Source organism: Thermococcus gammatolerans EJ3, assembly GCF_000022365.1.
Lineage (GTDB): Archaea > Methanobacteriota_B > Thermococci > Thermococcales > Thermococcaceae > Thermococcus > Thermococcus gammatolerans.
Genome location: NC_012804.1, coordinates 998449 through 1021297 on the forward strand (window position 1 = coordinate 998449; position 22849 = coordinate 1021297).

Here is a 22849-nt window from a genome sequence, read left to right on the forward strand (position 1 = left end):
TCTGCGTCAAATTTTAGGGGATTGATGAATTACTATCGACGCTAATGGATATAGTAGTTCTGTGGATATGGGTTCTATGCCGCTCACAATGGGTGCGGTAAGTAATCTGGATCAATTGGGAAGTATTTGGAGAGCGGCCAAGCCAACGGGAAAAATTTAATAATCCCTGCGTGTATACATCACTGCATAATATTGCATGGAGGTGTCTCGAGTCATGAGCAGAAAGACTCTAAGTGTCTTGATTGTTTTAATTATGGCCCTGGCCATCGTTCCAGTGACCTCAGCGCCGGTTTCAGCTACCAGTGTTTCCACTATTTCCCAGACGACTCAGGGTGGAAAGCTTCTCCCCGTTGACAAGCAGATTGAGAAACTTCTAAACGGCAACGATAAGGAAGTAAGGCTAATCATTGCACCGACTAAGGACAAGGCTATGGATGTTTACAATGAAATAGCCAAGATAGGCAAGATAGACCCAATAAGTAGACCCCAGGACTGCTTTATCGTCGCGACGATTCCAAGGGAGAACCTTGAAAAGTTGAAGTCAATTGAGGGCATAGTCGGGATCTGGGAGGACAGGATGGTCAAACTCCCAGAACCCGTTAAAGAGCCCGACCAGCCCGCGATCATCGGTTCCGACGTTCCAAAACCCGACATGTTCCTGAGCGTTTACACAACCCAGGCCTATGACACGTGGGTGGACCTCGGGATTCTGGGAGACAACGTCACTGTCGCCGTCCTTGACACTGGAGTTGACGTTGGACATCCCTTCCTACAGACCACCCTCGACGGAAGGAGGAAGATCATAAAAGTCTACGATGAGAGCGATGAAGGAATAGCCGACCTCTATTACAGCACCAACACAACCGAAGACGGATACATCGTCGTTAACGAGACCGTCCAGGTGTACTGGGGTGTTTATTCAATATACTACGGCCACCAGCCATTCACTGAGTATAACATGACCCAGTACTACGTTGGGGACATACAGGGAGATATGTACTACGTTGGCCTTCTCCCCGAGAGGTACTTCGACCTCAACAACTTCAACGGCGAGCCCTACGATCCATACGACCTCGGTCTCTTCGGAGACCTCAGCGACGTTTATCCTGTTCTCGTCGTCGAGAAGAACGGAACCTACACCGTGTACATTGACTTGAACCTCGACAACGACTTCACAAACGACCAGCCGCTTACGCTCTACGACGAGACCGGGGCCTACATCCAGGTGCCCACCACCAAGGTTGACATAGCCCTCGCTGACGTTGTGCCTGAGTACGGATACGTTGTCTTCATGTGGGATGCCCACGGCCACGGAACCCACGTCAGCGGAACAATAGCGGGTGTTGGCCTGCCAACCGATCCCGTCTTCAACGAAACCTACGGAATGGCCCCCAACGCCCAGCTCATAGAGCTCAAAGTTCTTCCGGGTGAGCTTGGATTTGGAAGGCTGAGCTGGATAATCTACGGAATGATCGATGCAGTTTACATGGGGGCAGACGTCATAAGCATGTCCCTTGGCTCGTCTCCAATCTACAACGACGGTCTTGAGAACCCCGAGATATTCTACGTTAACCTTCTAACTGACTGGTATGGGGTCACCTTCGTTATAGCCGCAGGAAACGAGGGCCCGACCACAAACACCGTTGGATCACCGGGTGACAGCGACCTTGCAATAACCGTTGGCGCCTACCGCTCAAGCCTCAGGTGGCAGATGTTCTGGGGAGTCGACGGCGTTGCCGATACCGTGGCCAGCTTCTCCAGCAGGGGCCCAAGGATGGACGGTATGCTCGACCCGGACGTTATCGCTCCGGGTGAGGACATCTTCTCAAGCCTCCCGCTCTGGTACACAGTCATGTACGACAACCCCTACAGGTACTACGGCATCTGGAGCGGAACCTCGATGGCCACGCCACACGTCAGCGGAGCCGTTGCCCTGCTAATAAGCTACGCAAAGGAGTACAACCTCACCTACAACCCGCTCATGCTCAGGCGCGCCCTCGAGCTCAGCGCCAAGCCAGTTGAGGGTGCGACCATGATAGACCAGGGCTTTGGTCTCATCCAGGTTGAAGACGCCATAAATGTTCTCCAGAACCTCAGCCAGGAGCAGACGATATACATCTACGGAGGAACAACCTACACTGGATTCAGGGACCTCCTTGGAAAGAAGAAGATACCGCTCAGCCCAGCTTACGTTGAGTTCAACAGCTACTTCTATGCTGAGTTTGGACTTCCGTACCTCTACCGCGGCGTTTACATAAGGAACGAGAGGCCGGCTGGAGTGCCGCTGTACTTCTATCCGCTTGTGTACTATAATGACTGGGGCCTCTGGTACACTGAGAGCGAGAAGGCGTACAGAATCAGCACCAACGTTGACTGGATTATACCCAACACCGATGAGGTCGTCGCCGGTGGATGGGGTAGGGGCGGTGTTACGATTGGTTCATTCAGCATCCAGATAGACTACTCCAAGCTCGAACCCGGTAAGGTATATGTTGGCTTCGTTTACATCGACGATCCTGACACCGAGCAGATCGACGGATTCATTCCGGTCATCATCGACATGCCGCTGAACCCGAACGGCGAGAGCGAGGCGAGCCTCAGCGACACCGCCCTTCCGGGCGTTGCCAAGCACTACTTCTTCCAGGTTGCCCCGGGAACCAAGGAGCTTCGCGTTACCCTAAGGGTACCGCTCGACGAGAACGGCACCCCGATGGGCAGGACGACCCTCATGATTGCCAAGCCAAACGGAGAGGTCGTTGCTGCCTACGTGCCGAACTACTGGTTCGTCGGTCCAGGCCTGCCCGAGTACACCTGGGTCATCAGTGACCCAGAACCCGGCAACTGGGAGATAACGGCTTACACGAGCACGTTCACCAAGCCCAGAACCGGTTACGATGAGTCCCACTACCAGATCTCCGTCAAAGCCGTCTCCGTAACCATACAGCCCGAGAAGATCCAGGTTGACCGCGAGACTGGTGGAGTCATTCACGTTCCGATATCCGTCAGGAACAGCAACTACGGAACCTTCATGGCCAAGGTCTCCGGACTTGGAATGGGCAGGCTTGACGTAGCGTACGGCATGATCAGAAACGTCAGCCAGGATGAGTTTGACGTCATCGGCTACATTCCAGTTACCTCAAGTGACTACTACCTCAGAGTTGGCATAACTGAGCCAGAGGATCCCTACGCAGACCTTGACCTATACGTGTTCTACTTCAAGACCTACGAGGATCTCATGAACTTCCAGAACTACGTGCTGTACACAGATCAGATTGGACCAACCTCGTACGAAGAGTTCGAGAAGTTCCTGCCAGAGCCGGGCTACTACCTCATCGCAGTTTACGGTTACGACACCGCTGGCTACGACCCGATACACTACCTCTTCTACTACCAGCTCCTCAGTGACAACGGGGACGTTACGGCAACCCCGAGCAACTTGGTCGTTTCAAATGACCAGGTAACCTCAACGTACCTTAACATCAGGGCCTACGATGAGGGCACCTACCTCGGTGTGGTCAGTGTAAGCGACGCTTCAACGGGAGAGATCCTCGATTACGCGCCCGTATTCGTCCAAGTCGGCATGCCTAGAATGACAATTATAGCCTATCCAGAGACCCCGATAACGATCGGCGAGCCCGTTAAGGTCAGGATAAACCTGCTCGATGCCGTCACGATGATGCCGGTTTACGGTGAAAGCAAGGTCATCATCAACGGTCAGGTCTACTACACCGACAACGGCGTCGTTGAGTTCTACTTCACCCCGAAGAGCCTGAACGATGTCCTCAGGGTAAAGGTCATCAACCCGGAGTACCAGGACACCGAGAAGACGTTCACACTCTCAGAGCTCGATCAGGGTGCCGAGTTCAGGTACTATGAATCCCTGTACCAGGAGGAGGTAGCCACGTACAACCAGCTCGTCCAGGCAGTTAACTCAAACCTCACGGACCCATACAGAACAATAGCTCTCCTCGTCGCGGGCAGATACCACAACAGGGCAGCGTACTACGCGGAGAAGGCATACGATGAACTGAACAGCAACCCGGTAAGGGCAGCGTACCTCATGAAGAAGGCCTACCTCACGGAGAAGAGGGCGAACAGGATCCTGAGCGTGTTCCTGGACAAGTTTAGTACGCCGTGAACTTTCCTTCTTTTCTTTCATTTAGTTTTGTCGACGTGTTGAAAGTTAGAAGGTTATGCGAATTCTATGTGCAACGCCCCTCTTCAGCAGAACGTCTCCCACGCTCTTTGGCAGAACTGCTATATCACCCGCCTTAATTGGCCCGTACTCCCTCAGCTTCTCGTCGACTATTCTTGGCAGGTCAATGGACACGAGATAAGCTTCGGAAACCGGCTGCTTTGGCCCCACATCCTGATCGAGCCCGGTTTTCTCCTCCGTGATTTCTTCGGGTGATGATTCCGGAGATTTTGCCGGCTGAGCAGGAACTTCGCCCCTCTCTATGAACTCCCGTAGGATGAGAAAAATTGATTTCTCCTCCTTGACGAGATCACTGACAGGTGCCCCCGAAAACGCCATATCGACGAGTTTATGGAGCCTTATTCTCAGGATTTCACGCATGAGACTTTCTGCTATCTTAAGCTGCTCAAGGTAAAGCATTTCCTCGACGTTTTCACCCCGCTCCCTTGAGCTCTCGGCACCAAGGCGGAGGACTTTGAGAAGGCTGTCGTAGTCGGAATAAAAACTATCGTCGATCGGGGCGAGTTCGGGGTTTGAGAGCTCGGCCTCGAGCATCTCCCTGAGTTTAACGATGTCCATGGGCAACACCTTAAGAAATAGAAAGGGGGTCACTCCTCAACGCGGGGAGCGAGAAGGAACGTCAGCTTGCCCTCGTCCCTTATGAAGTAGTCCATCTGGAGGGGCATCTCTGTCCCGAACCTCAGCGTGACCTCATCGGCCTTCCCTATGCCCTTAACCATGTCCGCCAGATAGCTTATTCCGTAGGCGCTCCTCGTTTCCTCCTCGACCTCGAGGTCGAGCAGGCCCTCATCCTCCAGCGTGAGCTTGATCTCTACCTCGTTGGTCTCCCCTTCGGCCTTCATTGTGAACTCATCCTCTTTGGCTATGAACTTCAGTGAGTCGCTGACGAGGGAAGCGTCCTTGATGGCCTCCTTCAGAACCTCACCGAGGAGGACGACTTTTGCGGTGAATGGAAGCTCAGGAAGTTCGAGCTCAAGCTCCTCGACGTCAATGAGCGGAAGGCGGAAGGTTCTCTTGGCCGTTCCTTCGAAGGTTATCTCGAGGAAGTTCTCGTCTCCCTTCCTGAGTATGAGCGTGTCCTTGCTCTTGCCCCTTTTGAGGATCTTCTTGAAGTGGTCCATGTTGATCCCTATCGTTTCGGGCTCCTCTACTTCGTACTTGGAGAATATACTCTCCGGGAGGTTGAGGTCTATGAGAACGACTCTGCTTGGGTCCATAGCGCGCATGCTGACCCCTTCCTCGGTGATCTTAAAGGCCGCCTCATCAATGAGGTTGCTGGCGGTTGCTATTAGGTCCGCAAACTCCTTCGCTCCGTCAAAAACGATCTCAAACGGCATCTTTACACCTCCTTATTGAGTATCTCGAGCATGAGCCTAACCCTTTCTTTTCCCCGGAATAGATAAGCTTTTCCATTGTCCACGTCGGGCACCCTGCGGTAGGCTTCCTCAAGCTCCTTCAGGGCCTTCTCCGCCAGTCTCTTCACGACCTCACGCTCGAGCTCGTTCACTCGTAAGACCTCCAGACGTAGCCGCACTTGGTGCACTTGTAGAATATCGTGCTCGGTTCATCGCCCGCCCTCGTCTGGAGCTCCCACCAGTAGGCCGTGTCATTGCCGCACTTCGGACAGGTTACCTTAGTCGTCGGGAGCGTTTTCAGGTCCTGCTCAACTACGATGATGCCCTCGTCTGGCTTATGCTCCACCTTCTGAGTTATCCGGGTTTTTTCTCTGTCTTTCTCTTCGTCGAAGGGCTCTTCGTAGCCACATGAGCGGCAGACCCACACCTTCCTCTTTCTGTCCGGGAGCATGAGATTACCGCACTTCGGGCAGAACTTCATTCTCTCACCCCCGCTTGGGGTGGTATATGGGAAGGAAATAAAAACCTTTGCAACGATCGTTCTATGGTGATGGTTATGGAGAAACTGGACGTTTTTGAGCTGGCGAGGAGATACCACCGGGAGCTTAGGATAGAAGAACCAAGCCTGGCCACACTTGCGGCTGAGCTCTTTGGCGATCTCGGTCTCAAAATAAGGGAGTTTCTGGAAAAGGAGGGTTACTCACTCACCGGGGCGAAGTTCATAGACTATGACAAAAGCCTCGTACTGGGGATTATGAAGGACGACAAAACATACGAGGTTATACTTAGAAAGACCTGAGACAGATTTTTAACCTAAGGTTTTGAACCTTCCCCGGTGATTCGGAAATGGGAAAGAAGGTAGTCATCATCGGTGGTGGAGCCGCTGGAATGAGCACGGCCTCACGAGTCAAGAGGCTAAAGCCTGAATGGGACGTCAAGGTGTTTGAAGCTACCGAGTGGGTCAGTCACGCCCCCTGCGGCATTCCGTACGTTGTTGAGGGCATCTCCCCGACTGAAAAGCTCATGCACTACCCGCCCGAGGTCTTCATCAAGAAGCGCGGTATAGACCTCCACCTTAAAGCAGAAGTCATCGAGGTCGGTCAGGGCTACGTGAGGGTCAGGGAAGGCGACGGTGAAAAGAGCTACGAGTGGGACTACCTCGTGTTTGCAAACGGCGCCTCTCCGAGGATTCCGGCCGTTGAGGGTGTCACTCTTCCCGGCGTCTTTAAGGCAGACCTTCCACCCGATGCCGTCGCCATAAAGGAGTACATAGAGAAAAACCGCGTTGAAGATGTCGTTATCATAGGAGGTGGCTACATAGGCGTTGAGATGGCTGAAGCTTTCTCGGCCCAAGGCAAGAACGTCACCCTCATCGAGCGCAACGAGAGAGTAATGTCCAAGGCCTTTGATAGAGAAATCACCGACGTCCTCGAGGAGGAGATGAGGAAGAGGATAGACCTCAGGACCCAAGAGATAGTCCTCAAGATCGAAGGTAGCGAGAGGGTTGAGAAGGTAATCACAGACGCTGGGGAATACAAGGCCGACCTAGTGATCCTCGCCACTGGAATAAAGCCCAACGTTGAGCTAGCCAAAGAGATAGGCGTCAGGATAGGCGAGACCGGGGCGATATGGACGAACGAGAAAATGCAGACTAGCGTTGAGAACGTCTATGCCGCTGGAGACGTCGCGGAAACGAGGCACCTTATCACGGGAAGGCGCGTCTGGATTCCGCTCGCTCCGGCAGGAAACAAGATGGGCTACGTTGCCGGAAGCAACATAGCGGGCAAAGAGCTTCACTTCCCCGGTGTCCTTGGAACGAGCGTTACGAAGTTCTTCGACGTTGAGATAGGCAAGACCGGCCTGACCGAGGCCGAGGCGATAAGGGAAGGCTACGATGTCAGGACGGCCTTCATCAAGGCCACCACGAGGCCCCACTACTACCCGGGAGCAAAGCCGATATGGCTGAAGGGAGTTGTTGATAACGAGACCAACAGGCTGCTCGGGGTTCAAGCCGTTGGCGCTGAGATACTGCCGAGAATTGACACGGCAGCGGCGATGCTCACCGCCGGGTTTACCACGAAGGACGCATTCTTCACGGATCTGGCCTACGCACCGCCCTTCGCTCCCGTTTGGGACCCGCTGGTAGTCCTCGCGAGGGTTCTCAAGTTCTGATCCCTTCTTCTTATTTCCCTCGGACACCTGAAAACCTTAAAAGGAGCTTTTCCATTTCAGCCCGGGTGGTGATTATGGCCAAGGTAAAGCGTGAGAAGTGGAGCAACGAGTTCAGCGAGTGGTACAACGAGCTCCTTGAGACCGCAGGAATAATCGACAAGCGCTACCCCGTCAAGGGAATGAACGTCTGGCTTCCGTACGGGCTGAAAATCATGCGCAACATCGAAAAGTTCATCCACTCCGAGATGGCCCGAACTGGCCACGAGGAGGTTCTGTTTCCAGCGCTCATCCCTGAGACCGAGTTCCAGAAGGAGGCCGAGCACATAAAGGGCTTCGAGGACGAGGTCTACTGGGTAACGCATGCGGGCCTCGACCCGCTCGATGTGAGGCTCATCCTCCGCCCAACGAGTGAAACCGCGATGTACTCGATGTTCTCCCTCTGGATTCGCTCCCACGCGGATTTGCCCTTCAAGGTCTACCAGATAGTCAACGTCTACCGCTACGAGACCAAGCACACGAGGCCCCTCATCCGCGTTAGGGAAATCAGCAGGTTCTTCGAGGCGCATACAGCTCACGTTGACTTTGAGGACGCCGAGAGGCAGATAAAGGAAGACCTCGAGATATTCGACCGCCTCGCGAAGTTCCTTGCTTTGCCCTACGTAATCTCCAGGAGACCCGACTGGGACAAGTTCCCCGGTGCCTTCTACTCGCTGGGAGCGGAGATAATGATGCCCGACGGGAGGACGCTCCAGATAGGCACGATGCACAACTACAAGCAGAACTTTGCCAAAGCTTATAACATCCAGTACGAGACCGAGACGGGCGACCATGAGTACGTCCACCAGACGACCTTCGGAATGAGCGAAAGGCTTCTCGCGGCAGTTATAGCGGTTCACGGCGACGACAGCGGAATGGTTCTCCCGCCGACGATAGCGCCGATTCAGGTCGTTATCGTACCCATTCCGAAGAAAGACGCTAATGTTGACGTCTTCGCCTACGCGAGGGAAATTGCTGAAGAGCTGGGGAAGGCTGGCTTCCGTGTCCACGTTGACGAGCGCGACATAAGGCCTGGAAGGAAGTACTACGACTGGGAGCTGAAGGGCGTTCCCCTGAGGATAGAGGTCGGCCCGAGGGACGTCGAGGGAAGGAAAGCCGTCCTCGCGAGGCGCGACACCTTCGAGAAGGTAACCGTCGAGCGCGATGCCATCGTCGAGGAAGTGAAGAAGACCCTCGACGCGATTCACGAGAACCTCTATCAGAGGGCAAAGGAGTTCCTTGAGAGCCACATCAAGCGCGTTGACACGATTGAGGAAGCCAAGGCAGTCTTCGAGGACAGGCGGGGTATAGTCGAGATTCCCTGGTGCGGTGACGAGGAGTGCGGGCTTAAAATGGAGGAGGAGCTCGACGCAAAGATGCTCGGAACGCCTTATCCTGAGGAGAAAGCCAGAGAAGGCATCGAAGGCAAGAAGTGCCCGGTCTGCGGAAGGGAAGCGAAGTTCATCGCGAGGTTCGCGAGGACCTACTGATTCTTTTTCCCTCCGCTACTCTTTTAAACAATTTACTGCAAAGTAAATTACTGGTGGGTAAATTGTCTCGCAGGTTCATAGATAGGGAGCGGGAAATCGGGCTCCTTGAGAAGAGACTTGAGAGCGAGAGTGCAGAGTTCGTGGTAATCTACGGAAGGAGAAGGGTGGGGAAGACTGCCCTAATAACCGAGTTTTTGAGGAGACACGGGGGTATGTACCTCCTCGCGAGGGAAACGAGCGAGCTTGAGAACCTCAGGCGGTTCTCGGAGAGGATTGCCGCTTACTTCGGAGACGACGTCCTTCTCAAAAATCCATTCCGCAACTGGGATGCCCTCTTTGAGTACCTCCATCAAAAAAGCAGGGAAGAAAGGTTAATCGTGGCAATAGACGAGTTCCCATACCTCGTCCTTTCAAACAAAAGCCTCCCATCCATTCTCCAGGAGTACTGGGATACCAAGTTCTCAGAGGGGAAGCTTTACCTGCTAATAAGCGGCTCAAGCGTTTCAATGATGGAGGGGCTTCTCGGATACAAGAGTCCGCTCTACGGCAGGAGAACCGGCCAGCTGAAGGTAGAGCCCCTCGACTTCTTCAGCGCGAGAGAATTCCTCCCCCGTTTTTCAATGGAGGATTTCGTGAGGGCCTATTCAATTCTCGGCGGAACCCCCGCGTACCTTCTTGAGTTCGACGATGGGCTCAGCGTTGAGGAGAACCTCACCGAGAACTACTTCAGACAGGAGGGTCTCCTCTACGGCGACGTCGAGTTCGTCCTGAGGGAAGAGCTTGAGAGGCCGAGGCTCTACTTTGCCGTTCTCGAGGCGATTGCGCGGGGAAGAACGACCCTCGGCGAGATAATGAACGAGACAGGCCTCGAGAGGGGAACGGTCGGGAAGTACCTTTCGGTTCTGATGAACCTCGGAATCGTGAGGCGGGAAGTCCCGGTAACTGAGAGCAAAAAGAGCAGAAAGGGGCGGTACTACATCGACGATCCCTACTTTTCGTTCTGGTTCCGATACGTCCACCCCAACGCCGATTTAATCGAGACCGGAAACGGCGACATGCTCACGAGGCTCGTCATGAAGGATTTGGATGAACACGTCGGAAGGATTTTTGAAGACGTTGCCAGACAGTTTCTGCTGAAAATTAAGGACAAACTTCCGCTGAAGCCGACGAGGGTTGGCAGGTGGTGGCGGAAGGGCGAGGAGATTGACCTCGTTGCGATGGATGAGGTTGAGAAGAAGGCCCTCCTGATAGAGGTTAAGTGGAGGCACCTGAGTGAGAGGGACGCCAGGAAGGTCTTTGAAGAACTCGATAGAAAGTCAAAGCTCATAGGCCTGGACGGATGGGAGCTCCACTTCGGAATAATCGCCAGGAGAGTGGAATCAAAAGAAGAGCTGAGGGAGCTTGGCTTCGTGTGGGATCTCGAAGATATGGAGGTGCTAAAATGATCCTCGGGGTTCACGACGGCCACGACGCCGGGGCGGTTCTGATAGACAGCGAGAGGATTTTCGCTGTCAACGAGGAGCGCCTAAACCGTGTCAAGAAGTACAGGGGCTTTCCAGAGCTCAGCATCAAAACCGTTCTCGAAATGGCTGGGGCAAGCCCAGAGGACGTTGAAGTAATAGCCGTTGCTGGAATTTTCAGGAAACAGAAGCGTCTCATCGAGCTTGAGGAGAGGCTGAAGGCCATCTTGGGCCCGGAGTTCAAGAGGAAAGTACTCTTCGTCGAGCACCACTTAGCTCATTCCGCATCAGCTTACTACACCTCTGGCTGGCGCGAGGCTTTAGCGGTTAGCATAGACGCGGCTGGAGACGGCCTGAGCTCCTCGATTTACGTGGCGAGGGGCGGCGAGATGATTAGGATAGCTCAGAGCACCTACATTGACTCCCTCGGCGACTTCTACGCCTCGGTTACGGAGCTTTTAGGATTTAAGCCGATGCGCCACGAGGGGAAGGTGATGAGCTTAGCGGCCTACGGGCGGCCGAGCTACGACCTGAGCGCGATAATCGAGCTCAACGGGCTGAGCTTTGAGAACCACCTCAAGGTAATCGGCGTTGAAGCAACTAAAAAGCTGGCCGAGTTCTTCAGGTATCCCTTAAGGCACGCAAGGGACATCGCCATGAGGATGAAGAGGGGCGACCTCGACGGGAAGCTCCAGAGGAAGGCCATCGAGATAGCGGCGAGCGCGCAGAAACACCTTGAGAAGCTCCTCGAGGAGCTCGGCGTTAAGCTCCGCTCTAGGGGCCTTCCTTTAGCTTACGCAGGTGGTGTGGCCCAAAACGTCAAGGCCAACGCGGTTTTGAGAAAAATCTTCGGGGACGATAACCTGTGGGTCTTCCCCGCGATGGACGACGGGGGATTAGCGTTTGGCGCGGCAATCTTCGCCAAAGCCCAGCTCGAGAGGCTCGACGGAAAATGGAAGCCCTTCAAGCTTGAACACGTCTACCTTGGCCCGTCCTACGATAAGGCGTACATTGAGGAGTTTCTGAGGAAAGAGAGTCTCGAGTTTGAGGAGGTTGACGAAAAGTTCGTTGTCGACGTTCTGAGCGAGGGGAAGCTCGTCGGCTTCTTCCAGGGGGCGATGGAGTTTGGGCCGAGGGCTTTAGGCAACCGCTCGATTCTGGCCAACCCATCCGACGAGAGCGTCAAGGAGCGGCTTAATCTGGCGCTCAAAAGGGACGTCTTCCAGCCCTTCGCGCCCTCTTTGCTCTGGGAGAAGGCCGGGGAATATCTCGAAGACCTTGGAGGCAGGCCGAACGAGTTCATGACGATGAGCTACACCGCGAGCGAGACCTTCAGAGAAATAGCTCCGGCTGTAATTCACGTGGACGGCACGACGAGGCCCCAGGCGGTGAGAAAAGAGGTGAATCCGAGCTACTACGAAGTCATTAAGACCTTCGAGAGGAGAACTGGCATCAGGGCTGTTCTGAACACGAGCTTCAACATGCACGGCGAGCCGATAGTCTGCTCGCCGGAGGACGCGCTGAGAACCTTTAGAAGGGCAGGGCTGGACGTTTTGGTCATTGATGGGTTTGCTATTGTGGGGCACTGAAGAGTTCTCCTCTTTTGCATCACTCAGAATTGACAAATTCAAGTCCAAACCCGATTAGTTAACTTTTTAAACCCGCTCCTTAAGTTATGGACGGAACTCGTGAGGTCCCCCCGAAAAAGGCGGGTTTCCCGCCCGAGGGGACCGAGGTTCGAAAGATTTAAAAAGCCATCCTAGTCAACGAGACTAGACCAAAATATGGAGGTGTTTGAAAATGGCTAAGGAGAAGCCGCACGTTAATATAGTCTTTATAGGCCACGTCGACCACGGAAAGAGCACCACCATCGGAAGACTGCTCTTCGACACCGCCAACATTCCGGAGAACATCATCAAGAAGTTCGAGGAGATGGGTGAGAAGGGCAAGTCCTTCAAGTTCGCTTGGGTCATGGACAGGCTCAAGGAGGAGCGCGAGAGGGGTATCACCATTGACGTCGCCCACACCAAGTTCGAGACCCCGCACAGGTACATCACCATCATCGACGCTCCGGGTCACAGGGACTTCGTTAAGAACATGATCACCGGTGCCAGCCAGGCCGACGCCGCCGTTCTCGTCGTCGCCGCCACCGACGGTGTCATGCCGCAGACCAAGGAGCACGCCTTCCTTGCCAGGACTCTCGGTATCAACCACATAATCGTCGCTATCAACAAGATGGACATGGTGAACTACGACCAGAAGGTCTTCGAGAAGGTCAAGGCCCAGGTTGAGAAGCTCCTCAAGATGCTCGGCTACAAGGACTTCCCGGTCATCCCGATCAGCGCTTGGGAGGGCGACAACGTCGTTAAGAAGAGCGACAAGATGCCCTGGTACAAGGGTCCGACCCTCATCGAGGCCCTCGACCAGATACCCGAGCCGCCGAAGCCGATCGACAAGCCGCTCCGCATTCCGATCCAGGACGTCTACTCCATCAAGGGTGTCGGTACCGTCCCGGTTGGCCGTGTCGAAACCGGCGTCCTCCGCGTCGGTGACGTCGTTATCTTCGAGCCTGCCAGCACGATCTTCCACAAGCCCATCCAGGGTGAGGTTAAGTCCATCGAGATGCACCACGAGCCCCTCCAGGAGGCTTACCCCGGCGACAACATCGGATTCAACGTTCGTGGCGTTGGTAAGAACGACATAAAGCGCGGTGACGTTGCCGGACACACCACCAACCCACCGACCGTCGTCAGGCCGAAGGACACCTTCAAGGCCCAGATCATCGTCCTCAACCACCCGACTGCCATCACCGTCGGATACACCCCGGTGCTTCACGCCCACACCACCCAGGTCGCCGTCAGGTTCGAGCAGCTCCTGGCCAAGCTCGACCCGAGGACCGGTAACATCGTCGAGGAGAACCCGCAGTTCATCAAGACCGGTGACTCAGCCATCGTCATCCTCAGGCCGACCAAGGCTATGGTCATCGAGCCGGTCAAGGAGATCCCGCAGATGGGTCGCTTTGCCATCCGTGACATGGGCCAGACCGTTGCTGCCGGTATGGTTATCTCCATCCAGAAGGCCGAGTGAAGGCCTTCTCTGACTTTTCCTATACTCCTTAACTTTTAGGAGGGACGGAAATGCAGAAGGCAAGGATTAAGCTCGCGAGCACGAACATCAAGGCCCTCAACGAGGTCACCGACCAGATTAAACAGATCGCCGAGAGGACCGGCGTCAGGATGAGTGGCCCGATACCGCTCCCGACCAAGAGGATAAGGATCACCACCAGGAAGAGCCCGGACGGAGAGGGTACAGCTACCTTTGACCGCTTTGAGCTCCGTGTTCACAAGAGGCTCGTGGACATCGAGGCCGACGAGAGGGCCATGCGCCAGATTATGCGCATCCGCGTTCCTGAAGATGTTACCATTGAGATCGAGCTCATCTCCTGATTTCCTTTATGCGCCGGGGTAGCCTAGCCTGGGAAGGCGCGGGCCTGGAGAGTCCGTGGGCGTTAGCCCGCCAGGGTTCAAATCCCTGCCCCGGCGCCAAACTCCTTCTCCCCCGCCTGTATGGACTTTTGATACTTTGCATTGTGTCATAAATTGTCCATTGTTGACTTTTTCCGGGTTGTGGGGAATTTGATCGCTCATTGGTGCTCTTAAAATTATTTCCGGTCTTTGCTTTACAAATGGAAAGACCAGGTCGCCTTTTTGAAGAAAAAGTTTATAACCCTTGGAGCCGAGGAATCTATGTACAGCTCCGTACTAATGAACTTGAATGATCATTGAGGTGGTGGGTATGCACAAAAAACTTGAAAAAAAGCTCGCGTCCGAGCCCCTCAACTTTGAGTCCTTCTTCTCCGAGAAGGCACTCCAGATGAAGGCCTCGGAGATTAGGGAGCTTCTCAAGCTCGTCGAGACGAGCGATGTTATCAGCTTAGCGGGTGGATTGCCGGCCCCCGAGACATTTCCAGTTGATGTCATCAAGAAGATTGCCCAAGAGGTTCTTACGGAACACGCAGACAAGGCCCTGCAGTACGGAACGACGAAGGGTTTCACCCCCCTCCGCCTGGCACTCGCGAGGTGGATGGAGAAGCGCTACGGAATTCCGATGAGCAAGGTCGAGATAATGATAGTGGCGGGCTCACAGCAGGCCCTCGACCTCATCGGGAGGGTCTTCATAAACCCCGGCGACGTCGTCATAGTTGAGGCCCCGACCTATCTTGCCGCGTTAAACGCCTTCAAGTACTACGAGCCCGAGTTCGTGAGCATTCCAATGGACCACGACGGAATGAGGATTGACATCCTCGAGGAGAAGCTTGAGGAGCTGAAGAAGGAAGGAAAGCGTGTTAAGTTCGTCTACACCGTTTCAACCTTCCAGAACCCGATGGGTGTCACGATGAGTCTCGAGAGGAGAAAGAAACTCATAGAGCTCGCCAAGGAGTACGACTTCCTCATCGTCGAGGACAACCCCTACAGCGAACTCCGCTACTCGGGCGAGCCGATTCCGCCAATAAAGCACTACGACGACGAGGGCAGGGTTATCTACCTCGGGACGTTCTCAAAGATATTCGCCCCTGGCTTCCGCCTCGGATGGGTTTCAGCCCACCCGCACTTCATAAGGAAGATGGAGATAGCGAAGCAGGCCGTTGACCTCTGTGCAAACCCCTTCGGTCAGGTTATAGCGTGGAAGTACGTCGAGGAGGGCCATCTCGATGAACACATACCAAAGATAATCGAGTTCTACAGGCCGCGCAGAGATGCAATGCTTGAGGCCCTCGAGGAGTTCATGCCCGATGGAGTTGAGTGGACCAGACCAGACGGAGGAATGTTTGTCTGGGTCACCCTGCCGGAAGGAATAGACACCAAGCTCATGATGGAGAAGGCCGTCGCCAAGGGCGTCGCCTACGTCCCGGGTGAGGCCTTCTTCGCTCACCGCGACGTCAAGAACACCCTCAGGCTGAACTTCACTTACGTTCCTGAGGACACCATCAGGGAAGGTGTCAAGAGGCTCGCAGAGACCATTGAGGAAGAGCTCAGAAAAGTCTGAGCCCTCCAGAACTTTTTTATAACCCCTTTCTCTTTTGTAGTCCTGTGGGTGGTGCTTATGAAACCTGTGATCGTGATAATAGCGGGCAGTTTCAACGACATTAAATCAAAATGGATCCTCCATCACTCGCAGGCAATTAGCCGCGCCGGAGGGATCCCGGTGATATACACTGCCCTCGGTGATCCCGGGGACGTCGTTGAGATAGCGGATGGGATCCTGCTAACCGAGGGGCCGGACATACACCCCTATTTCTACGGTGATGACCCCTCCCCGAGCATTAAGAACGTCGATTATAGCAGGGACAAGTTTGAGATAGAGCTCTTCCGCCGAGCCCGAAGCAGGGATATTCCGGTTCTCGGTGTGGGCAGGGGAATGCAGATTATGAACGTAGCGACCAATGGAACTCTCTATCAGGATCTTCAGAGGGAGATTCCCAAGGCGATAAAGCACGATTGGGATCCACTGACTGTGGATCCGGGCCAGAGACTTCACAGCATAAGGCTGAAAACGTCTTCAAAGCTTTATGATATTCTCAAAGATAGACTGGACGTTGCCAGCACCAACGAGGTGTTCATCCACGTCAACAGCTTTCACCACCAGGGTATAAAACGGGTTGGGGAAGGATTTAGGGCCGTGGCGTTTTCAATAGACGGCATCGCAGAGGCCGTTGAATCCGACGAGGGCTTTTACATAGGGGTTCAGTGGAACCCCCAGTTCCTCCCCGAGATGATCTCTCTCTACGAGGCCTTCGTCAAGGCGGCAAAGGAAAGCCAGAAGAGGAGAATCGAGAGGGAACAGATTGAGGTTGAGGCCGAAGGTTAAGGAACCAGATGAGATCCATCGCAGCTCGGGTACGAGTGATAACCTTCCCTGCATGAGCCAAAGGTCATTCCCCTCTTTGTTATCTCCCTCTCAGCCTTCCTGAGGATCTCGAATCTAACCTCCCGTGGCAAATAGTGGTAACCTCCGATCCGCTCACCTCTCTCGTAGAGGGGCCACAACTTCTCCATAAGGTCTGGGAACTTGGCGAACATCCTCCTCTTTGAATCTGGCCTCAGTTTGAGTGTGGAGACAGTGACATGACTGACAAAATTCAGGGCCTCGACAGTTTTTTCAAAATCATCCCATGTGTAGAAGGGAATTATTGGATCTATTCTTGCGTAGACGGGGATTCCGGCCTTTTTGGCTTTTTTGAGGGCCCTTATCCTCTCCTTCGGGGAGGGAGCATTGGGCTCGAGGAGCCTTGCCTTCCTTTCATCAACTGTCGTCACGGTAATTCCAACTGCACAGCGGAGCTCGCTCAAAACGTCTATATCGCGCTCAAAGATGTCGGATTTCGTCAGGAGCAAACAGCGGACGTCATAGCGCCTGAAGAGCTCAAGAACCTTCCGAGTTATTCCGAGCTCGCGTTCGATGGTTGGGTACGGGTCTGAGGAGTAGGAGAGGGCTATGATGTGGCGCCCATCGAACTTTCTGAGCTCGCGCTCCAGCTTTGGTAGGAGGTTCTCCTTGGTTCTGACACGGAAAGCGTTGGGAATATAGCTCGTTATGTAACAGTAAACACACGCGTGGTCGCAACCCGTGTAGACGTTCAGGGTGTACTTGAAGGGGCAGGTGCAGAGCTTGGACTTCCATGGGTCGAAGGGACGGATGTAGCTCATGGTTGGGAATACGAAAACACCTTAAAACCCCTATCGATACCACTACGGTGATACTGGAATGAGCGGACCTGTTAAGGGAAGGGTCGAGTGGTTCAGGGATTACCAGTTCATCGGCAGAATAGAGGGCGACAAATGTTCCGTGATTCTAGGGGAAGGGGGTATAAGCCCCATGAAGCTTCTTCTCCTGAGTGTCGCTGGCTGTACTGCCTACGACGTGGTTATGATCCTCAAGAAGATGCGCGAACCTATCGAGGGCCTGGAGGTTGAGATCTCCGGTGAGAGAAGTGAGGAACACCCGAAGGTTTACCGCCGGGTTCACCTGCACTACCGCATTCACGGCAACGTGAGGGAGGAAAAGGCGAAGAGAGCCATAGAGCTCAGCCAGGACAAGTACTGCTCAGCCTCTGCCCATATGAAGCTCAGCGGTGCGGAGGTCACGTACTCCCTTGAGATCATCCCGGGGCGGTAGATTTTTAAGTTCCCACCTTATCCGGGGCCGGTGAAGTTTCATGATTGAGCTCCTCAAGACGTTCGTGATCCTGTACGGTGGTCTCTTTGCGATAACGAACCCCGTTGGAGCGGTTCCAGTGTTCCTCAGCGTCACCCATGATCTCTCGTGGAGGGAAAGAAGGGAAATAGCCACTAAGTCTGCCGTAACCGTCGTGGTAACCCTTATAATCTTCGCCCTCATAGGCCAGTGGATATTCCGGTTCTTTGGGTCGACGACCGACGCCTTCGCTATAGCAGGGGGCATACTCCTCTTCAGGATGGCAATGGAGATGCTCTCGGGAAAGCTGTCGTCGGTTAAGATAAGCAGGGACGACACCGAAGAGCTGGACGATGAAACGGTAACCCTTGAAGAGGTGGCGGTGATTCCCCTCGCAATTCCCCTGATCTCCGGCCCGGGTGCCATAACTACGGTTATGCTCTACATGGCGAACACGAATACAATGACCGAGCGAGCGGTGCTGATCCTCGTTATACTCGCCATCGGCATGACGGTGTGGGCCACCCTATGTTCGGCCAACAGGATAAAGCGCGCCCTCGGCCGTGTGGGCATCAAAGTTATGACGAGGATGATGGGCCTCATACTCACGTCGATGGCAGTTCAGATGATAATCAACGGGATCAAGGGGGCTTTTGGACTGTGAGCTCCCCGGGTTGATAAAAAATGTCCCTCCTACTGGTTTTTGAATTTACCCTCCTCTAAGAGAGAAATCCTTAAATACCATAAATGCGGAACCTAACACGACAACATTAGCCGTGTTGGGGGATCTCAATGGGATTTACCTTTTGGAGGGTACTTGTTCCCGCTATCCTTATCCTCGTCGGTCTTCTCGCAGGAGCCTGGCTTATGAACGATGGTCCTTATGGGATCCCAGTAAACGGTAGTTCTCATGAGACCTCCGGTTCTTTCAACTGCACAGGTGAGTTTAAAGCCCCTTCGAACTCCTTCGGCTGGTTGGCCGTCGCTGAGAGGTTTGAGGACCACTGGGTGAGGTTCACAGAGGTGTTCGCCCTCATCCCAAAGGTGGACCTCAGGGCTTCCAATAGCTACGGCAGGCTTTACATCGAGAACTGGACGTCCGGAATGAACATTAAGCCCCCCTGCTACGTCCAGGGGGGAGAGGTCGTGTTTGAAACGAACTCCACGGCCAGGGTGTTCTATCATGTCACACTCTGCACGTCCAACTCCTCCGAGACAAACCTGATGTACTCTCCATGTGAGGAATTAAAAACCCTCCTCGGAAGGGTGGAGCTCCCGGCCGGCAGGGTCAGCCTGGCAATGTACATCGTGCCCACTGGAAACGCTTCGTGGGACAGGTGGGATCACGTCTACTGCTCCCGGGTGGAGAATTTCCTTGGAACCTGCGGCCACCCTGAGAAAGTCGTCAAGAACTTCACGGTCCCCTGTCACTGTGGCATTGAAGCCGTTCTCTCATACCTCAGGGAGCGGATCGAGGGGGCGGGATTCGAGCAGGTGTCTTCCAACGGGACCAATGGAAACGACGTGTTCTCCGAGGTTCACCGGCTCACCTACAGGAGGCCAAGCGGGTACCTGTACCTTGAGGTGGCTGGCATAAAAGGCATGAACGCCACCAGGGTTTTCATCGCTTTAGGAGACGAGGGAATGGTGAAAGCTGTCTCGGGGGTCTTCTCCTCAGGTTAAAGTTTGGGAGGTGCTGTCCATGAAAAAAGTCCAGATCCTTGCCGCCCTTCTGGTTTTTGCCCTTTTCTCGGGAGTGGTGGCCATCCAATTTAAGGGAGGATCCGGAAAGAAAGCGATGACGGAGGATATGCCCTCCACAGGAACCAACCCTAAGGACTCAACTCCGATCGAAACTGAAAAACCTGAGGTTCCCTCCTGTACCCTCATCTCAAACACGAGCTTTGAGCCGATAAATGGGGTCGTGGGATGGTGGATAAAAGACGGAACAGGGAGGACAGCCTACGGCAAGGACATTGAGATCACTCCAAAGGTGAACCTCAGCGAGATGAAGAGCTACGGTAAGTCGCTGTGGGTTGACTGGCCGGCGGAACTCGGTATAAAGCCGCCCTGCCCTCTGGTGGGAGATGCCTTCATCTCGGTAAGCGAGGCAGAAGTCGATGCTGATTTTAAGCCTCCCTGTCATTCCCTGAAGAGGTCGGCCAAGTTACCACCTGGAAAGGTCTATCTGGCGAGCTACGTTGTCCCGGTCAAGAACTCAAGCTGGACCGTCTACGAGAACATCCCCATCGGCAACGGAACCAATTTCCTGAAGACGGGCGGTATACAGGGTGGCAGGGTGACAAATCTCACTGCCGTCTGCTCCTGTGGAAGCGAGGGGCTGATTGAGGCCCTTAAAGCGTCTATAAAGGCTGCTGGTTTTGAAGAGGTGCCCTCTGGAGGACACCGAGGGAAAACGACTGCTTCAAGCCGCTGATGGCTGGACTTTACAGGAAAGGTAGCAGGTACCTCTACGTCGAGGTGGCAGAGGTAAAGGGTCGCGGTCTGCTCAGGGTTTTCATGGCAATGGGAGAGGAGGAAACCCTAAAACCCTACGTTGAGGTTTTCTCGGCCGGGTGAGCAACCCTTTTAAGTCCCCCTCCCCACTTTTTTCGGTGTCCAAAATGCGCGGTGATCTGATACGCGTTCTGAGCGATATAGAGGAGAAGGCCAACGAGCTGAAGCTCGACGGCTACGAGCCGGACGTCGTTCTGGTCGGCTTGGAGGCCTACGAGTTCATAAAGGAGCAGGTGAAGGAGGAGTTCGGGGGAGATGAAGAGATACTGGAGCTTTCAGGACTTAAGATAAGGCTCCTCGAAGAGCTCGGCGGCGATGCGGTGGTTATAGACACGAAGGCCCTCGGCTACGCCCCCGCTGCAAAGAGGCTCAGGATCGTCCAATAACCCCAAAAACTCTCCCGTTTCTCATCTCTATTCTCAGCCCCGAGAGGGCCAGAAGGCTTAGGGAGACGGCCATTACATCGGCCAGACTGCCGGGGTTCCGCAGGTCGCCCTTCTCGGCCATGAAGGATTCGAACTCCTCGGTGCTTATCCGCCCCTCCAGGAGTTCCCTGGCCCTTTTCCGCACGAGCTCTGCCTCCTTCCTTCCGGCCTTCCTCTCTATGAGGGTGTCCCTCCTCTCGGCGAGAAGCTCAACGAAGGCCTTTTTAACGGCCTCCTCAAGTGGCTCCCGCGAGAGTAGCTCCACGAGCCTGTCGGCGGTTGAGTATGTCAGGGAATAGCCGCTGATCCACTCGCAAAAGATCAGCTCTCTCTCACAGCTTATCTCCCCGAGCTTCCAGAGGTTCACCCTGTCCTCGAAGAGCTCCCGGAATGACTCGTCGCTGTACACGTCGTACCTCTCTGCCTTCCCTATTCCCTTTGGGTTAAGCGTCCTGATTGCCCGGTAAAGTTCCATCGTGTCCCTAACAGTGGACTCACGGAGGAGAAGAGTAGCTTTTTCCCTGCCTTCAAGAACGTTCCTTCCCATTGCGAGGCCAGCCATCAGTGGGATCGAGAGGGCAATAACGCCAAAGTTTGGGTTGGCGTCCTGCACTCGCCTTACCGCTTCAGTTCCCCTTCTTATCAGATCCCCAAGGCCGGCCTCTGAGGGGGAGAGGATCCCTTTTCGCACCAGCTCACCAACCTTCACGGCCTCATGGTAAATGGGAACGAGGGCGGTGTTCCCGAAGAGAAAATGGTAGATGCTCAGATCCTCAAAATCCCTATGCCTGCTAACGTTTCCGGGTTTTGGTATGGTAGCCTCCAGGAGGGACCCGAGCAGGAAAGCCTTCACGATACTCCATCTCTCCATCGCTATCACCGCTTGATGAGCAACAGCAGGACAAGCGCCGCCAGGAGGAGCCCGAGGGGGAAAGATACCGTCACGACCGTCCTCGATGGAAAGACTAGCATGAGGGGCAGGAAGAAAGTGATGAGGTACACTGCGGCGATTACAACGACGACCGCTATCACGGCCTTTATTAAACCCTCATCACTCGACACAACACGGTTTACCTCCTCCCCCAGATCCCCGATGCTCTCGCTCAGGGGCTTCTCCGTCCCTTCCTCCTCGGGTATCACAAGGGCTGCCAGGAAGTATAGGAGTGCCATCGTGACCGGATTGAAGACGAGCAGAACCACAAAGATCAACCTAAGGATCGTCGGATCAACGTTCAGGTACTCCGCCAGTCCCCCCAGGACACCAAGGAGCATCCTGTTCGTTTTTGACCTCTTCAACCTCTTGCTGACCTCGGTCATCCCGTTCACCATCCAACCCCAATTACCACAGGGAGTATTTAAAAATTTCGAGGTATCAAGGACTCGCTTGAGTATACTGTTAGAAAAGCTTATTTAAGCCCCTTATTCAAGCGAGTGCACCAGGGAGTCTGATTTGAGGGAGGTGGGGGAGGACCGCCAGAGTTTCGGTGAGAACAGCTCGAAGAGTAGAACGTTGGGAGTTTCATCGTATAACTCAAGGTTGGAGAGCACGGTTTTCTTGACTTCCTCATCACCCAATGAGTACACGTCAGCAATCACGGGAAAACTTAGAACGTCCAGGAGATACCTAACCGCCAATTCACCCGTGAGCCTACCACCGGTTCGTATGAAAACGACCTCCGCAAGGAGGAGCTTCTCCTCATCGAACAGCAGGTGGACGTAGGCGCTTCTCTCATTCTTTGAAAAAATTCTAACCAAGACTCCCCTTCCAAGCCTCAGGGCCTCTTGAATGAGCAGGAACAGATCCTCTGGAGATTTGCAAACGATGTTTTCGAACAGCCTTATGCCTTCCCATACCCTCATCTTCATCACCGATACTCATTGCTCCCTCATCCTATTTAAAGATTTTCCAAAATTTTTGGTAAAATCTTGGATTTATTCCATCGCTTAATGATAAAAATTGCAAAAAATCCAAATGCTGTTAGAG

24 protein-coding genes and 1 tRNA gene are annotated in these 22849 nt (G+C 54.1%); 17 read left to right on the top strand and 8 right to left on the bottom strand.

Annotation, left to right across the window (positions count from 1 at the left end; all coding sequences use genetic code 11):
* The first annotated feature begins 214 nt into the window (after positions 1 to 214).
* Entirely contained in the window at positions 215 to 4138 is a 3924-nt protein-coding gene (locus tag TGAM_RS05305; protein ID WP_048811170.1) for a S8 family serine peptidase, read from the top strand.
* A 45-nt stretch (positions 4139 to 4183) separates the two neighbouring features.
* On the opposite strand, the gene TGAM_RS05310 is transcribed toward TGAM_RS05305, so the two are convergent.
* The 4 genes from TGAM_RS05310 to TGAM_RS05320 are packed head-to-tail and all read right to left on the bottom strand — an operon-like array spanning position 4184 to position 6052.
* Positions 4184 to 4774, bottom strand: coding sequence for a DNA replication complex subunit Gins51 (locus tag TGAM_RS05310; protein ID WP_015858661.1), 591 nt, complete (start codon positions 4772 to 4774; stop codon positions 4184 to 4186).
* A 29-nt stretch (positions 4775 to 4803) separates the two neighbouring features.
* Complete coding sequence (locus TGAM_RS05315) at positions 4804 to 5553, bottom strand: DNA polymerase sliding clamp (protein ID WP_015858662.1); 750 nt, start codon at positions 5551 to 5553, stop codon at positions 4804 to 4806.
* A gap of 2 nt (positions 5554 to 5555) precedes the next feature.
* Positions 5556 to 5723 carry a hypothetical protein gene (locus TGAM_RS11255; protein WP_169302026.1) on the bottom strand — a complete coding sequence of 56 codons (168 nt, stop codon included), beginning with the start codon at positions 5721 to 5723 and terminating at the stop codon, positions 5556 to 5558.
* Entirely contained in the window at positions 5720 to 6052 is a 333-nt protein-coding gene (locus TGAM_RS05320) for a transcription factor S (RefSeq protein ID WP_015858664.1), read from the bottom strand. Before TGAM_RS05320 ends, TGAM_RS11255 begins: the two co-directional genes overlap by 4 nt.
* A gap of 63 nt (positions 6053 to 6115) precedes the next feature.
* Between TGAM_RS05320 and TGAM_RS05325 the strand changes: the two genes are divergently transcribed.
* The 10 genes from TGAM_RS05325 to TGAM_RS05370 all read left to right on the top strand — a co-directional run bounded on the left by TGAM_RS05325 (position 6116) and on the right by TGAM_RS05370 (position 16597).
* Positions 6116 to 6370 carry a hypothetical protein gene (locus tag TGAM_RS05325; protein ID WP_015858665.1) on the top strand — a complete coding sequence of 85 codons (255 nt, stop codon included), beginning with the start codon at positions 6116 to 6118 and terminating at the stop codon, positions 6368 to 6370.
* Positions 6371 to 6417: 47 nt separating this feature from the next.
* Positions 6418 to 7743 carry a CoA-disulfide reductase gene (gene cdr, locus TGAM_RS05330; protein ID WP_015858666.1) on the top strand — a complete coding sequence of 442 codons (1326 nt, stop codon included), beginning with the start codon at positions 6418 to 6420 and terminating at the stop codon, positions 7741 to 7743.
* Positions 7744 to 7817: 74 nt separating this feature from the next.
* On the top strand, positions 7818 to 9269 hold the full coding sequence (gene proS / locus TGAM_RS05335; RefSeq protein ID WP_015858667.1) for a proline--tRNA ligase: 1452 nt from the start codon (positions 7818 to 7820) through the stop codon (positions 9267 to 9269).
* Positions 9270 to 9331: 62 nt separating this feature from the next.
* Positions 9332 to 10714 carry an ATP-binding protein gene (locus TGAM_RS05340; RefSeq protein ID WP_015858668.1) on the top strand — a complete coding sequence of 461 codons (1383 nt, stop codon included), beginning with the start codon at positions 9332 to 9334 and terminating at the stop codon, positions 10712 to 10714.
* Positions 10711 to 12318, top strand: coding sequence for a carbamoyltransferase family protein (locus TGAM_RS05345; protein WP_015858669.1), 1608 nt, complete (start codon positions 10711 to 10713; stop codon positions 12316 to 12318). The genes TGAM_RS05340 and TGAM_RS05345 overlap by 4 nt, the downstream gene beginning before the upstream one ends.
* A gap of 211 nt (positions 12319 to 12529) precedes the next feature.
* Complete coding sequence (gene tuf / locus TGAM_RS05350; protein ID WP_015858670.1) at positions 12530 to 13816, top strand: translation elongation factor EF-1 subunit alpha; 1287 nt, start codon at positions 12530 to 12532, stop codon at positions 13814 to 13816.
* 50 nt (positions 13817 to 13866) lie between these two features.
* On the top strand, positions 13867 to 14175 hold the full coding sequence (rpsJ, locus tag TGAM_RS05355) for a 30S ribosomal protein S10 (RefSeq protein WP_012571711.1): 309 nt from the start codon (positions 13867 to 13869) through the stop codon (positions 14173 to 14175).
* 12 nt (positions 14176 to 14187) lie between these two features.
* Positions 14188 to 14274, top strand: a tRNA-Ser gene (locus tag TGAM_RS05360).
* A 250-nt stretch (positions 14275 to 14524) separates the two neighbouring features.
* A complete protein-coding gene (locus TGAM_RS05365; protein WP_015858671.1) occupies positions 14525 to 15775 on the top strand; it encodes an aminotransferase-like domain-containing protein in 1251 nt (416 codons plus the stop codon).
* A 57-nt stretch (positions 15776 to 15832) separates the two neighbouring features.
* A complete protein-coding gene (locus TGAM_RS05370; RefSeq protein ID WP_015858672.1) occupies positions 15833 to 16597 on the top strand; it encodes a gamma-glutamyl-gamma-aminobutyrate hydrolase family protein in 765 nt (254 codons plus the stop codon).
* On the opposite strand, the gene TGAM_RS05375 is transcribed toward TGAM_RS05370, so the two are convergent.
* The gene (locus TGAM_RS05375; protein WP_015858673.1) at positions 16594 to 17436 is read right to left on the bottom strand and encodes an SPL family radical SAM protein; all 843 of its coding nucleotides are present in this window, start codon (positions 17434 to 17436) and stop codon (positions 16594 to 16596) included. The two genes, TGAM_RS05370 and TGAM_RS05375, sit on opposite strands and share 4 nt — an antisense overlap.
* 58 nt (positions 17437 to 17494) lie before the next feature.
* On the opposite strand from TGAM_RS05375, the gene TGAM_RS05380 reads away from it, so the two are divergent.
* From TGAM_RS05380 to TGAM_RS05400, 6 genes are all read left to right on the top strand, one after another.
* Positions 17495 to 17905 carry an OsmC family protein gene (locus TGAM_RS05380; protein WP_015858674.1) on the top strand — a complete coding sequence of 137 codons (411 nt, stop codon included), beginning with the start codon at positions 17495 to 17497 and terminating at the stop codon, positions 17903 to 17905.
* A 40-nt stretch (positions 17906 to 17945) separates the two neighbouring features.
* Entirely contained in the window at positions 17946 to 18587 is a 642-nt protein-coding gene (snatA, locus tag TGAM_RS05385) for a neutral amino acid NAAT transporter SnatA (RefSeq protein ID WP_015858675.1), read from the top strand.
* A 128-nt stretch (positions 18588 to 18715) separates the two neighbouring features.
* Positions 18716 to 19606, top strand: a complete 891-nt coding sequence (locus tag TGAM_RS05390) for a hypothetical protein (protein WP_015858676.1) — start codon at positions 18716 to 18718, stop codon at positions 19604 to 19606.
* A gap of 19 nt (positions 19607 to 19625) precedes the next feature.
* The gene (locus tag TGAM_RS05395; RefSeq protein WP_048811171.1) at positions 19626 to 20360 is read left to right on the top strand and encodes a hypothetical protein; all 735 of its coding nucleotides are present in this window, start codon (positions 19626 to 19628) and stop codon (positions 20358 to 20360) included.
* A complete protein-coding gene (locus TGAM_RS11260) occupies positions 20360 to 20503 on the top strand; it encodes a hypothetical protein (protein ID WP_015858678.1) in 144 nt (47 codons plus the stop codon). The genes TGAM_RS05395 and TGAM_RS11260 overlap by 1 nt, the downstream gene beginning before the upstream one ends.
* A gap of 44 nt (positions 20504 to 20547) precedes the next feature.
* The gene (locus TGAM_RS05400) at positions 20548 to 20826 is read left to right on the top strand and encodes a family 4A encapsulin nanocompartment shell protein (RefSeq protein ID WP_048811172.1); all 279 of its coding nucleotides are present in this window, start codon (positions 20548 to 20550) and stop codon (positions 20824 to 20826) included.
* Here the strand turns inward: TGAM_RS05400 and TGAM_RS05405 are convergent.
* The 3 genes from TGAM_RS05405 to TGAM_RS05415 form a co-directional block, all read right to left on the bottom strand.
* A complete protein-coding gene (locus tag TGAM_RS05405) occupies positions 20810 to 21736 on the bottom strand; it encodes a triphosphoribosyl-dephospho-CoA synthase (protein ID WP_048811173.1) in 927 nt (308 codons plus the stop codon). The genes TGAM_RS05400 and TGAM_RS05405 overlap by 17 nt on opposite strands.
* A 5-nt stretch (positions 21737 to 21741) precedes the next feature.
* The gene (locus TGAM_RS05410) at positions 21742 to 22182 is read right to left on the bottom strand and encodes a PspC domain-containing protein (RefSeq protein WP_015858681.1); all 441 of its coding nucleotides are present in this window, start codon (positions 22180 to 22182) and stop codon (positions 21742 to 21744) included.
* 102 nt (positions 22183 to 22284) lie between these two features.
* The gene (locus tag TGAM_RS05415; protein ID WP_238516268.1) at positions 22285 to 22731 is read right to left on the bottom strand and encodes a hypothetical protein; all 447 of its coding nucleotides are present in this window, start codon (positions 22729 to 22731) and stop codon (positions 22285 to 22287) included.
* Between the last annotated feature and the right edge of the window lie 118 nt (positions 22732 to 22849).